Genomic DNA, 12,372 nt, shown 5'->3' on the forward strand with positions numbered 1-12,372 from the left:
ACTATGCTTCGGGCTGTGCCGCGTAAGAGCCGTAGGCCGTGGTCACTAGCCAGCCGCAGTCGATCGGTAACGTCACGCCAGTGATCGCCGAAGCTTGCGGCGAACACAGGAAAAAGATGGTATCAGCGACCTCGGACGGTGCCACGAAGCGACGTAGCGCCGATTTCTGAATCACCGCTTCAGGATTGCGCTCGCCGTTATCGATACGGGCCTGCATTGCAGGAGTCAGCGTGTACCCGGGCGCGACCGCGTTGACGCGCACCCCCTTCGGCCCCCACTCGGCCGCCATGATTTCAGTCAGCATTTTCAGACCCGCCTTGCCTACGGCGTATCCCACCTGAGCCGAGGCACGGAACGTGGTCAATGAGCATAGCTGAATGATTGAGCCTCGGCCAGCAGCGCACATCTGCGAGCCCAATGCCTGGGACATGAGAACGGTACCTCGCACGTTGACTTCCCAAAGGCGATCGAACCCGGCAATGTTCATGTCGAGGACTCGCACAGCGTTTTGCAGGATGCCAGCGGAGTTCACGAGCGTGTCAGGGATACCGTGCTGGGCCAGCACATCTTTCGCGAAGCTCGCTATCGTGGCATCGCTTGCGAGGTCAACCTCATAGAACGTCACGTCAGAACCGGCACGCCGTAGCTCCGCCGCAACGCTTTCGCCGCGCACGGCGTTGATGTCTCCGATTACCACGCGATAGCCGCTCGCAGCGAAGCGTCTAGCTGTCGCTTCCCCAATACCGCTCGCGCCGCCTGTTACCACAGCCAAGCTCGTGCTTTCATTCATTTTCTTACCTTCAGAGATATTTGTTGTGCGCAGTTGTGTCGCGCGGCGGCGTCGGATCATAGCGCGGCGAACTGCATATCTGGAGCAAGCCCGTACGCCTCAACCTGCGCCCGCCAGCGGCGTGGCTCACATGATCAAAAGCGGTAGCTCCGACCCCTGGCGCAATTTTGAGTCGACCGAATGTCGACAAATGTATATGCCGTTACTGGCCATGTCAAGGTCAACTCCAGAGCCAATTTATCGGCCGCTCGTTGGCCCCGCTAATACTGCTGTTTACCCCGACGATCGGGCTGAATGCCAGCAATTGCGCGGCTCAGAGAGTAGTCAGCGAGCACGAAGAGTAGCCAGCGAGCACGATGCCAATTTTTTTGTGTTGACATTGTCGGCATTGAGTCGACAATTAGCACATCAAATCGCACGTATCTGAGGATCGAAATGAACACTTGGAAATTGCTACTCCCGAGATGCTCGGTGCCTGCGCTCATCATGGCAATGCAAGGTGTGGCGCATGCGCAATCGACTGGGGGGGGCGGTCAGGTCGTACTGAAGGAAAGACTGCCAATCGCGACATCGCCGTATTGGGCAACACCTCTCGACCACATCGCCAGCAACATCGCTAAGTAATGCAGATTACCCGCTGTGCTTGGTTTGATGGGCACAGTCTCTTATTTGACAAACCTAAGCAACGGCTGATTTAACCGGGTCGACGGGTACCGTCGTGCCGACTACGGTGAAAGGCTTTGAATGGAAACGAAGCTATGGCAAGTGCACGTATTGGCGTCGATATCGGCGGTACCTTCACCGATCTCGTTCTCCTCGACGATAATGGTGATATTGCATTCACCAAGGTATCCTCAACACCAGCCGCACCTGAGGAAGCTGTACTTACCGGTGTTGAGCGGATCCTCGAGCAGGCACGGCTGCGGACCTCGGATGTGGTCGAAGTCCTGCATGGCACGACAGTCGGTTCCAACACACTACTCCAAAAGGTCGGCGCGAAATGCGGCCTGATCACAACGAAGGGCTTTCGCGATGTCCTTGAAATAGGACGGGTCCGTACGCCGACCATGTTCGACCTGTCGTGGGACAAGCCCGTCCCGCTCGTTGAGCGCCGTTACCGGATAGAGGTCAACGAGCGCGTTCTGGCATCGGGCGAAGTACTCCGTCCAACGCCTATCGAACAAGTGATTGCAGCAGGGAATTTTTTTCGCGAAGAGGGCGTGGAGTCTGTCGCCATCTGTTTTATCAACTCCTACAAAAACGGCGCCAACGAGGCCGCAGCGCTGTCTGCGTTTCAGCAAGCCTTCCCCGATATTAGCGTCACGGCTTCAATTTCGGTACTGCCGGAGCAGCGCGAGTATGAGCGGACCTCAACCACGGTGGTCAACGCGTATGTTCTGCCGGCACTCAGCACTTATCTACGTCGTTTGGAATTAGGCCTTAAAAGGATCGGCGTTCATGCGCCCTTGTTGGTAAGCAATTCCAACGGCGGCCTGTCCAGTGCGCGAGTCGCGCAGGATACGCCCGTCTTCTTCATTTCGTCGGGCCGTTCCGCAGGTGTGGTCGGCGCAGGCCGACTGGGCGAGGCGCGCAACGAACGGGATCTCGTTGTCTTTGACATGGGCGGCACAACCGCGTCCGCGTCTCTTATTCATTCAGGTCAATTAGCCAGAACCAACGAGTACGAATTCCGCGCCGGCATTTCGACACCGAGCCGTTTCATCAAGGCGGGCGGCTACATGATGCGCGTACCGACGATCGACGTCGCCGAAGTTGGCAGCGGCGCAGGCTCGATCGCATGGATCGATGCTGGCGGGCTGCTCAACGTCGGGCCGGTGTCCGCGGGAGCTGATCCTGGGCCTGTTTGCTACGGCATCGGTGGGACCCGCCCAACCGTAACGGACGCAAATGCGGTGCTTGGCTTTCTGCCTCAGCGCCTCGCCGGAGGAACGATGGAACTCGACTTGCCTGCGGCAAGACGTGCAATTCAATCGATTCTTGCTGAGCCTCTGGGCATCAGTGTCGAAGCAGCGGCTTTGGGTGTGCGCGAAGTCGTCAACGTCAACATGGCCCGAACCATCAAAGCGGTGACCATTGAGCGTGGCGTCGATCCCCGCGACTTTACTTTGCTTGCGTTCGGCGGTTCCGGTCCGGTGCACGCCTGCGACCTGGCTCGTGCACTGGGCATGAAACGCGTCGTATTTCCTGGTGCCCCTGGTGTCTTTACTGCGATGGGTATGCTAGCCGGTGCAGTTGAACGCTACTTCGTTCGACCATCGCAGTGCTTGCTGGAGCATCTCGATATCGACGCACTCGCTGAGCAAATAAAGAAAATGCGTGCGGATGCGGAGCGCGCGCTCGCGGAAGAGGGCTACACGGCCGATCGGGTCAAACATATTTTCCAACTCGATATGCGCTTCCGTGGCCAGGATTACGAGATACCGGTGACGATCCCCGAGACGCTTGACGAAAGCTGCCGCGCATTGTTGCGTGACAACTTCCTTGCGGCGTACAGGTCGACGTACGGCTATGCATCCAGCGACGCGATCGAGTGCGCCAACGTTCGCCTATTGGCGCGCGGTGTTGCCACCAAGACGCTCGATTTCACCAACATCCGCGGCACACGAAGCACGAGCACCCATGCACGAAGTGAAACCCGGCGCGTGCATTTCGATCGTTCCAACGGCTGGATCGATACCCTCATCATGCCGCGCGAAGCGCTTGCTGGCGAAGTCGTCGGACCAGTGATTCTCGAGAGTTCCGACACGACGATCGTGATCCCGCCTCAATGGCATGCAGTCCCGGACCCGATCGGCAGCATCATTGCATCCCTCGACTGATTCGAATTGGAGGTCAAAATGCCACAACAGAAGGCCGATCCGATCACCTTCGCGGTGATCAAAAATGCTTTGGACACGATCGTAGATGACATGGCTTTTGCGGTGATGCGGACCGCGCGTTCGCCAATCATCCGGGATGTCCTCGATTACTCAGTCACGATGTGCGATGCCACCGGCCGGATTCTCGCGCAGGCGAAAACAGTTGCCCTGCATTTAGGCGCAGTGCCCGACGCCGTCGATGTCGTGATCAAGAAGTTCGGGGCCACGGTCGAACCGGGCGACGTGATCGTCCTCAACGACCCCTATGAAGGTGGGATGCATCTCCCGGACATCTTCATGTTCAAGCCGATCTTTTTTGAGCAACGGCTGCAGGGGTTTTCGGTCGTTATCGCGCATCACTGCGATGTCGGCGGTCGCGTGCCGGGATCGAATGCAGCGGATTCGACAGAGATATTTCAGGAAGGCTTGCGCATTCCGCCGACCAAGCTATACCGGCGCGGCGAGCCGAACGACACCCTGCTGAACATCATTCGCAAGAACGTGCGGCTGCCCGATATGGTCATCGGCGACCTCGACGCGCAGCTCGCCACTTGCAACATCGGCGAGCGCGAGCTGATCCGCCTGATCGAACGCTACGGCGAGGATGAGCTGCGCCTGTACTTCGATGAGTTGCTTGACTACGGCGAGCGCTTGACGCGACAAGCCATCGCGGCGTGGCCCGACGGCGATTACGAATTCACCGACTATATCGACGGTGATGGGTTCTCTGACGAGCCGATTCCCATCAAGTGCCGCATCACCGTGGCCGGGTCGCAAATATCGGTCGATTTCGCCGGATCCTCGCCGCAGGTACGAGGCGCAATCAACTCAACGTTGTCATTCGTCAAGTCGGCGACATATCTATCGGTGCGATGCGCACTGGACGCGGATGTGCCGAACAATGCCGGGGTCTACCGTTGCATCGACATCACGGCCCCGGCGGGTTCGATCTTGAACCCGCGTATGCCGGCACCGGTCGCGGCGCGCGCGCTGACGGGCTATCGAGTGGTCGATTGCGTGTTTGGTGCGCTAGCGAAAATCGTACCGAAGAAGGTTATGGCGGCCGGTGAAGGTGGCAATACGGTGATCGCGCTCAGCGGTTATGACAAGTCCGCGAGCGAGCCCTTCATCCTGGTCGACATGATCAATGGTGCATGGGGTGGCCGTTGGAGCAAGGACGGTATCGAAGGCGTGACCAACCCCTCGCAGAACATGTCCAACATGCCGATCGAAACGCTTGAGGCCCGCTATCCGATTGTTATGGAAGCGTACGGATTTACGCCTGACTCCGGTGGCGCGGGTAGGTTTCGCGGCGGCTTGGGACTGGTTCGCGAATATCGGATCCTTGCCGACGATGTCGTGGCCCAAGTGCGATCTGACCGCAGTACCCATGCGCCGTATGGTCTTTTTGGCGGCCACTCGGGCGCGCCCTCGCGCACCTTCCTGAATCGTGGCGACTCGCTGGAAGCGTTGCCTAGCAAGTTCACCATGACATTGCATCGCGGTGCCGTGATTCGGCATGAACAAGCGGGTGGCGGAGGGAATGGCGACCCCTATGCGCGCACGGCCGAGCTGATCGAGCTCGATTTGGCCAACGGCAAAATCACGCGCGACTACGCGGAGCGCTATCACGGCGTCGTATTTGAAGGCGAGCGCATGGACGCTGCGTCGACAGCAAGGCGACGCCAATCGCTCACCGAATCGGGAAAGTAATATGAGCTACGATCTTTCGCGTTTTGCGATCAATCAAATCACCACGCCAAAGTGGTCGATGCCTGAGGCCATCGATGGCTATGCGCGCCAGGGAGTCCACGGTATTGCCGTGTGGCGCAACTTCCTGGAAGACTATGGCGTCGCGCAGACGCGACGCGAGCTGAATGCGCACGACATGTGGGTTCCGTCGTTGTGCACCAGCGAATGGCTCAATATATCGGTCACGCGAAATATGAGCACCGCGATCGATATCAACCGTCGCTTGCTGGACGCGGCTGCGGAAATCGGCGCCGGTTGCCTGATGATGGTTGTCGGTGGTATTCCGCCAGACAGCAAGGACATTCAGGGCCAGCGCGAGCGCGTTCGCGACGCCTTGTTGGAACTTCTTCCGCACGCCCGGCAAACGGGAGTCAAGCTGGGCTTGGAACCGTTGCATCCAATGTATGCGGGCGATCGCAGCCTGCTGAACTCGCTACGCGTCGCAAATGACCTGTGCGACGAGCTTGGCGAGGGCGCAGGCGTCGTTGCAGACGTCTATCACTGCTGGTGGGATCCAGTGTTCGAACAGGAAATTCGTCGTGCGGGCCCCGCCCGTATTTTGAGCTTTCACTACTGCGACTGGCTCGTGCCGACGCGCAACCTGCGTGACCGCGGAATGGTCGGCGACGGCGTCATCGACATTCCGCGCATCAAGGGTTGGCTCGATGACATTGGATATGGTGGTCCGTTTGAGCTTGAAATTTTCTCAGAACTCGACTGGTGGACCCGTCCGCCAGAGGAGACCGTGCGCGTGGCTATCGAACGCTGCACCCCATACGTCCAGACCCCAAGTGCTACTGGAGCAGATAAATGAGCGAGAGTCTCGCGGTCAGGTTGAGTCAACTCGGCATCGATCTGCCGGCCAGCCCCAGGCCTGGTGCCAACTTTTTGCCGACCCGGCGCGTAGGTAATCTGCTTTTTATTGCCGGCCAGGTACCCGTCTTGAACGGGGTAGATCAATTCGTGGGGAAGCTCGGACAGGATATCTCGATCGAAGCAGGACAGGCGGCGGCACGTCTGTGCGCGATCAACATCCTGGCGCAAGTCAATCATGCCGTCGGCGGGAACTTCGACAGGGTTAAAGGCTGCGTGCGGTTGGGCGGCTTCGTCAACGCAGTACCCGACTTCACCGAGCACCCGAAGATCCTCAATGGTGCATCGGATCTGATTTTGGCGCTGCTTGGCGACGATGGCTGTCACACGCGTGTCGCGGTGGGTTGTAGTTCCTTGCCGCGCAATGTTGCAGTGGAAGTCGAGGCCATTTTTGAGATTGATGATGGCCCCCCGTACCCTCTCTAAAGGCCACGACGTAAGCAATATTGGATAGCTGCGGTAAGACAGTGAAGAAGCGCGCTTTGACTTCATTCGGTCTATACGGTTCTTAGTTGACCTTAATTCATCCATAAAGCGCACCCCCTTCGACATTCAGCTTAACGGTCTGAGAGGTTAGTTGTGTGCATCCGGCTGTCGCTAGTGTGCAGAAGTCTTGAATGATTTCCCTTGGGATAGGTATCCAGATGTTTTGATTGCTTTCTTGGAGATGAGTATGAGACGATTAGTTCTTGTATTGAGTGTTATGAGCGCATTTACGAGCGTCGCGCATGCACAAAGCAGCGTCACATTGTATGGCCTTATCGATGAAGGTCTGGACTATACGAATAATGTTCGGGGCCATAGTCTCTACGCAATGTCAAGCGGCGACGGCTATGGTTCCCGCTGGGGCCTCAAGGGAACCGAAGATCTGGGTGGCGGGTTGTCGACAATCTTCCAGTTGGAAAACGGGTTTAACGTCAACAGGGGCACGCTGGGAGAAGAAGGCCAGGAGTTTGGCCGTCAGGCTTTCGTCGGTCTGTCCAGCAAGGCGGTCGGTACCCTTACTCTCGGCCGCCAATACGATTCCCTCGTTGACTATTTGGCTCCTCTGACGATCAACGGCAGCTGGGGCGGTGCGATGTTTTCGCACCCGTATGATAACGACAACACGGACAACACTTTCCGTATCAACAACTCTGTCAAGTACGCCAGCGTCAACTACGGCGGATTCACGTTCGGCGGCGCCTACGCCTTCAGTAACTCGACAAGCTTCGCGGACAATCGTGCGCAAAGCGTAGGCGCACAATACACCGGTGGTCCACTGACGGTTGCCGCCGCATACCTGAACGTCGACAACCCGAATAATGGCTCCGCCGGCGCCGTGGCAAATCTCGGCTCGAGCGGCACTGACGGTAGCTGGACCGCCGCCCGTCAACGCATATTTGGTGCGGGCATCAGTTACACGATCGCAGCCGCGACGCTGGGTTTCGTATACACGAACACGAACCTGTCGCAACCCACGGCCACGGAGTACGCAAATCTGGCCCCGAGTCCGACACTCGGTGCAGCATCGTCGCTCAAGTTCAACAATTTCGAGGTGAACGCCAAGTACCAGTTCACGCCGGCATTCTACGTTGGCGGCATGTACACCTATACTCGCGCCATATACGACGGCGCGTCAGGCGGCAGCGCCGCGGCAAAATACAATCAGTTTGGCCTTATGGCCGACTACAACCTGTCGAAACGGACCGACGTATATCTTCAGGGCGCTTACATCAAGGTTGCGAGCGATCCGAGCCTAGCCGGCACCGGGTTGGAGTTTGCCGCGAATGTGGACGCTGCAGGTCCCTCGTCGAGCAGCAAGCAGTTCATCGCTCGCATCGCCCTTCGCCATACGTTCTGATAAACGAAGGTGCGCCTGGAGAGGTGGCGCCGCAAATTCGGACGGCGGGATAAGTGGAGCGGCTGGTCACTGAGCCGGGCATGATGCCAGCAAAGGAAACCAGACGAGGACAAAGGGCCCCCTCCGGACGGGTAAGGGTAGTACTGGCAGCCGCAAGGGGGGCACGCGAAGGGATCGTGTGGTCGAATTCGCGCCTAAGGCCTTTCCCGTTGGTTTTTGGCCCTCAGGTCACATTGTCCGAGGCAAGTCGAAGTACTGTTGTTTACCGTATCACGATCGAAACAGTTTTGAACAATTGACATTGTCGGCATTAGGTCGACAATATGTATACCGACTCACGTCACATGAGGATCGAATCGACATGAAAAAGTGGAAATCATTGCTCATGGCGCTAGGCGCCGCACTCGTGATGGCCGCACAAGGCGTGGCACACGCGCAATCAAGTAGTAGTGGCTACTGGCAGGCCGTGCAGAAGAGCGGCGTACTGCGCTGCGGCGTAGCGAACGCGCCACCGTATGTGATTCGTGATCCAAAGACTGGACAATACAGCGGCATCTTCGTTGACCTTTGCCGTGAATTCGGCGAACAGGAGTTAGGCGTCAAGGTGCAGATGGTCGAGACGAGTTGGGACAACATCGTCGCCGGGCTGCAGTCCAATCGATGGGATCTAGCCCTCGCGCTGAATCGCACGCCCAAGCGTGCGCTGGCGATCGCATACAGCAGCCCGGTGTGGAACTACGAAATCACCGGGGTGTACGACAAAGCCAATCCGAAGTTCAAGACGCCGCCCAAGTCGCTGGCTGATATCGATCGCGCGGGCACGACCATCGGCGTGATGACCGGTACCGCGGCCGATCAACTGCTGACTGCGCGTGTGAAGAATGCCGGGATCCTGCGCCTGTCCGATGTGGACACCACGCACCTTGCGCTGTCTTCGCGCCGCGCGGACGTGCTGTTTGACGATGACGAGACCAATGCGCCGTTTGCCGCGACCAATCCGAAGCGCTGGGGCGATCTGCACCCGGTGCCGGCGCTCGCCAAGCAAGGAATCGGTTTCGGCCTGCGCCGCGATGCCACCGAAGCTGACCTTCAGGTACTGGACATCTTCATAGATAACAAGGCTGCTGTTGGCGATATTGCGGCATTGGGTAGTGTCTATATCGACCATACCGCCAGCACTACCGCCAAGTAATACGAGCCGTTGAGGGGCGACAGTTCGACCCCAACCACCCAGGAATTTCACCTATCCAAGGGGTCGAACATGTTGCTCAGACCATCCGATTCTGATCATGAACAGCCTGTCAGTCGTACTATGGAGAAGAGCGTGAACAATCAACCCTTCGTCACCGTGCGAGGTCTGGGGAAGAGTTATGCCCGCGGCAGCGTCAAGGTGCTCGACGGACTGAACCTCGAGATGTCCGGAACCGATCGCCTGCTTGTCGTCGGACCGAGCGGTGGCGGCAAGAGCACGCTGCTGCGCTGTGTGATGGGCCTGGAGGACATCGATGCGGGGACGATAAAAATTAATGGCAAGAATTACATTACCCACACACCGAAGTCGACTGTTATCGATCGTGCGATCCAAAAGCAGATCGGGATGGTATTCCAGAGCTACACGCTGTTCCCGCACCTGACTGTACTCGGCAACCTGACACTCGCACCGGTTCGATCGCGATCGATGAACCGTTCCGAAGCCGAAGACAGGGCACGGGAACTACTGCGTCGATTTGGACTTGATGCAAAAGCGAAATCCCACCCGGCGGCATTGTCGGGCGGCCAGAAGCAGCGGGTTGCCATTGCTCGCGCGCTGATGCTCGAGCCCAAGCTGATGTTGTTTGACGAAGTTACCTCGGCGCTTGACCCGGAGCTCGTCAGCGAAGTGAGCTCGATGATCATCGAGTTGGCCGAGACCGGAATGCCGATGATGATCGTGACGCACGACATGTGGTTCGCCAAGAAAATCGCAAGCCGCGTCGTGTTCTGCGCGGGCGGCACGATTATCGAGGATGCGCCACCGGAGGAATTCTTCGGCGATCCGAAAACGCAGCGCGCACGCGACTTCATTCACAACGTGCTGCATGCCGACGCCGACGCCACTAAGGTGCGGTCCCAAGTTTGATTAACCGTATCGGACCTCTCTTAAAATCATGGAAAACATCGACTTCTTTTTCGTGTTGCGCGCGTGGCGCTCGCTAGCCGATGGCCTGCTCGTAACGCTGCAGCTCACAGTGTGGGCGAATGTGATCGGTCTTGTGGCTGGGTTTCTTCTGGCGTTGATTTCCAGCAGTCGTTTCAAGCTTTTGCGCATCCCCGCACGCGCATACATCGACTTTTTCCGTTGTACGCCCACGCTGGTGCAAGTGATCTGGTTTTTCTTCTGCGTGCCGATGCTGTTCAATGTTTTCTGGACCCCCCTCTTCATGGGACTTCTGGCGCTCGGCATGAACCTGAGCGCTTTCAACGCGGAAGCGTTTCGCGCATCGATTCAGGCGATTCCGCAAGCCCAATTGGATGCATCGGTCGCGCTAGGACTTAGCCCGTGGACTCGCATTATCTTTGTCGTCCTGCCACAGGCCACGCGTCACGCGGTACCGGTGTTGATCACCAATGCGATTGGCATCTTTCAGCAGAGCTCGCTGGTTGCGTTGGTTGGCGTGGCAGACCTTATGTATCAGGGGAAACTCTTGTCAACACAGACTTACCGCCCGATCGAAACGATGACCTTCCTCGCTTGTTTCTATCTTGCCGTGGCAATTCCCTTTAGCCGGCTCGCTGCGTATCTTGAACATCGCAGTGAACGCTTTCTCGGCGCATGAGGCTGTAATGGATAACCTCGATTTTTCACCATTATGGCAATTCCGCGATGCGCTCATGAAAGGCCTTCTGATCAGCCTCGAGCTTAGCGTGATTTGCGCGGTGCTCGGCACGGCGTTCGGCTTTTTTATCGCGATTGGACGTCAGTCCCACATTCGGCCGCTGCGGGCAGTCATGGGGCTATACGTTGAGGTTCTGCGTGGCACGCCGGTCCTGGTCACCTTGTTCTGGGTGTTCTTTTGCCTTCCGATCATCCTGCGCTTCGAGCTTGGAACATTCGAATCTTCTGTTATCGCGATGACCCTGTACATGGCCGCGGTGACGAGCGAGTCGTTTAGATCCGCATTGAAAAGCGTTAGCCAGGACCAGTTTGACGCTTGCAATGCGCTTGGTCTCGGGCCGTTGGTGCAATCGGTTTACGTCATCGCGCCCCAGGCGTTGATTCGCGCCATCCCCAATCTGCTGTCCAACACTGTGAGTCTGTTCAAGGAGAGCGCACTGGTTTCCGCGGTCGGTCTGGTTGAATTGATGTTTACTGCGCAGAACATTGCCACCTCCACCGAGCGCCCGGTGGAGGTACTTACGGCGACCGCCCTGATCTACTTCGTCATTGGTTTTGGGTTGACGCGTATCGTCAATCGCGTGGAAGCGCGCATCTTGAGTCGGGTTGGAGCATAAATGGAATAGCCGTCACGATAGGACGCTGTCGGCAGATCCACGGTGCGATAGTTACAACACGACTGCCTACCTTAGCTCGGTGGCCTTCGCCAGCGACGACTGTCGTCAATGTGTCGACAAAATGCACCCCAAGTGCTAGAATCCGCTTGCCATCTGCGTCGCTACTCCGTTGCATATCCGAAGATATGCGTTGATATCCGGTAAGTTGCGGCGGCACGTCCCTCTCTCGTTCTTCTTCCGCCCATGGACATCGTTCACGATCTGCAGTCGATTGTCGCTCAGGAAAACGCCCTGGTGTTCCCCCACTTCGATGCCGACCGTGCGTGGCAGCTCGGCGCGTACCTGCACGAGCTTGCCAACGCACGCGGACTTGCGCTCGCCATCGACATCCGCACCTTCGGCCAGCCGCTATTCTTAAGCTTGCTCGCGGGTGCGATACCGGACAACGTCGACTGGGCACGCCGCAAGGGAAACGTGGTTGCGCATTTCCGGCGCAGTTCCTATGCAGTCGGCTTAGGTGTGCAGCAGGCGGGCAGCACGCTTGCCGAAAAGCACGGCTTGTCGGTCAGCGAATATGCATCGCATGGCGGCGCGTTTCCTTTGACGGTCACAGGCGCCGGTGTGATCGGTTCGGTGACGGTGTCCGGCTTGCCGCAACGAGCCGATCACGAGCTGGTCGTGGAGGCGCTGTGTGCGCACCTCGGTCAGGACTACAGCAAGCTCGCGCTTCCCAAGGCCTGAAC

At 57.9% G+C, this 12,372-nt stretch carries 11 protein-coding genes; 10 read left to right on the forward strand and 1 reads right to left on the reverse strand.

Annotated features, from left to right (window positions below; translation table 11 throughout):
* Position 1 precedes the first annotated feature (1 nt).
* Positions 2-790: an SDR family NAD(P)-dependent oxidoreductase gene (locus P3T40_RS36230; RefSeq protein ID WP_429272503.1), complete on the reverse strand. Its 789-nt coding sequence runs from the start codon at positions 788-790 to the stop codon at positions 2-4.
* A gap of 758 nt (positions 791-1,548) precedes the next feature.
* Here P3T40_RS36230 and P3T40_RS36235 point away from each other — a divergent pair.
* The 10 genes from P3T40_RS36235 (at position 1,549) to P3T40_RS36280 (ending at position 12,370) form a co-directional block, all read left to right on the forward strand.
* Positions 1,549-3,630 carry a hydantoinase/oxoprolinase family protein gene (locus tag P3T40_RS36235; protein WP_429272504.1) on the forward strand — a complete coding sequence of 694 codons (2,082 nt, stop codon included), beginning with the start codon at positions 1,549-1,551 and terminating at the stop codon, positions 3,628-3,630.
* Positions 3,631-3,648: 18 nt separating this feature from the next.
* Positions 3,649-5,382 carry a hydantoinase B/oxoprolinase family protein gene (locus tag P3T40_RS36240; RefSeq protein WP_429272505.1) on the forward strand — a complete coding sequence of 578 codons (1,734 nt, stop codon included), beginning with the start codon at positions 3,649-3,651 and terminating at the stop codon, positions 5,380-5,382.
* 1 nt (position 5,383) lies between these two features.
* On the forward strand, positions 5,384-6,235 hold the full coding sequence (locus tag P3T40_RS36245; RefSeq protein ID WP_429272506.1) for a sugar phosphate isomerase/epimerase family protein: 852 nt from the start codon (positions 5,384-5,386) through the stop codon (positions 6,233-6,235).
* Positions 6,232-6,720, forward strand: coding sequence for a RidA family protein (locus P3T40_RS36250; protein WP_429272507.1), 489 nt, complete (start codon positions 6,232-6,234; stop codon positions 6,718-6,720). Before P3T40_RS36245 ends, P3T40_RS36250 begins: the two co-directional genes overlap by 4 nt.
* A gap of 241 nt (positions 6,721-6,961) precedes the next feature.
* On the forward strand, positions 6,962-8,137 hold the full coding sequence (locus P3T40_RS36255) for a porin (RefSeq protein ID WP_429272559.1): 1,176 nt from the start codon (positions 6,962-6,964) through the stop codon (positions 8,135-8,137).
* Positions 8,138-8,498: 361 nt separating this feature from the next.
* The gene (locus tag P3T40_RS36260) at positions 8,499-9,329 is read left to right on the forward strand and encodes a transporter substrate-binding domain-containing protein (RefSeq protein ID WP_429272508.1); all 831 of its coding nucleotides are present in this window, start codon (positions 8,499-8,501) and stop codon (positions 9,327-9,329) included.
* A gap of 132 nt (positions 9,330-9,461) precedes the next feature.
* On the forward strand, positions 9,462-10,256 hold the full coding sequence (locus P3T40_RS36265) for an amino acid ABC transporter ATP-binding protein (protein WP_429272509.1): 795 nt from the start codon (positions 9,462-9,464) through the stop codon (positions 10,254-10,256).
* 28 nt (positions 10,257-10,284) lie between these two features.
* Positions 10,285-10,953: an amino acid ABC transporter permease gene (locus P3T40_RS36270; protein WP_429272510.1), complete on the forward strand. Its 669-nt coding sequence runs from the start codon at positions 10,285-10,287 to the stop codon at positions 10,951-10,953.
* 7 nt (positions 10,954-10,960) lie between these two features.
* Entirely contained in the window at positions 10,961-11,629 is a 669-nt protein-coding gene (locus tag P3T40_RS36275) for an amino acid ABC transporter permease (protein ID WP_429272511.1), read from the forward strand.
* A gap of 243 nt (positions 11,630-11,872) precedes the next feature.
* A complete protein-coding gene (locus tag P3T40_RS36280; RefSeq protein WP_429272512.1) occupies positions 11,873-12,370 on the forward strand; it encodes a heme-degrading domain-containing protein in 498 nt (165 codons plus the stop codon).
* Positions 12,371-12,372: the final 2 nt, after the last annotated feature.

Origin of the sequence: Paraburkholderia sp. EB58 (assembly GCF_050436665.1) — a bacterium.
Taxonomy (GTDB): domain Bacteria; phylum Pseudomonadota; class Gammaproteobacteria; order Burkholderiales; family Burkholderiaceae; genus Paraburkholderia.

Bases quoted from the DNA above. Each gene is read 5' to 3' on its own strand.
- P3T40_RS36230 (WP_429272503.1), bottom strand. From the start codon at position 790: ATGAATGAAAGCACGAGCTTGGCTGTGGTAACAGGCGGCGCGAGCGGT.
- P3T40_RS36235 (WP_429272504.1), top strand. From the start codon at position 1,549: ATGGCAAGTGCACGTATTGGCGTCGATATCGGCGGTACCTTCACCGAT.
- P3T40_RS36240 (WP_429272505.1), top strand. From the start codon at position 3,649: ATGCCACAACAGAAGGCCGATCCGATCACCTTCGCGGTGATCAAAAAT.
- P3T40_RS36245 (WP_429272506.1), top strand. From the start codon at position 5,384: ATGAGCTACGATCTTTCGCGTTTTGCGATCAATCAAATCACCACGCCA.
- P3T40_RS36250 (WP_429272507.1), top strand. From the start codon at position 6,232: ATGAGCGAGAGTCTCGCGGTCAGGTTGAGTCAACTCGGCATCGATCTG.
- P3T40_RS36255 (WP_429272559.1), top strand. From the start codon at position 6,962: ATGAGTATGAGACGATTAGTTCTTGTATTGAGTGTTATGAGCGCATTT.
- P3T40_RS36260 (WP_429272508.1), top strand. From the start codon at position 8,499: ATGAAAAAGTGGAAATCATTGCTCATGGCGCTAGGCGCCGCACTCGTG.
- P3T40_RS36270 (WP_429272510.1), top strand. From the start codon at position 10,285: ATGGAAAACATCGACTTCTTTTTCGTGTTGCGCGCGTGGCGCTCGCTA.
- P3T40_RS36275 (WP_429272511.1), top strand. From the start codon at position 10,961: ATGGATAACCTCGATTTTTCACCATTATGGCAATTCCGCGATGCGCTC.
- P3T40_RS36280 (WP_429272512.1), top strand. From the start codon at position 11,873: ATGGACATCGTTCACGATCTGCAGTCGATTGTCGCTCAGGAAAACGCC.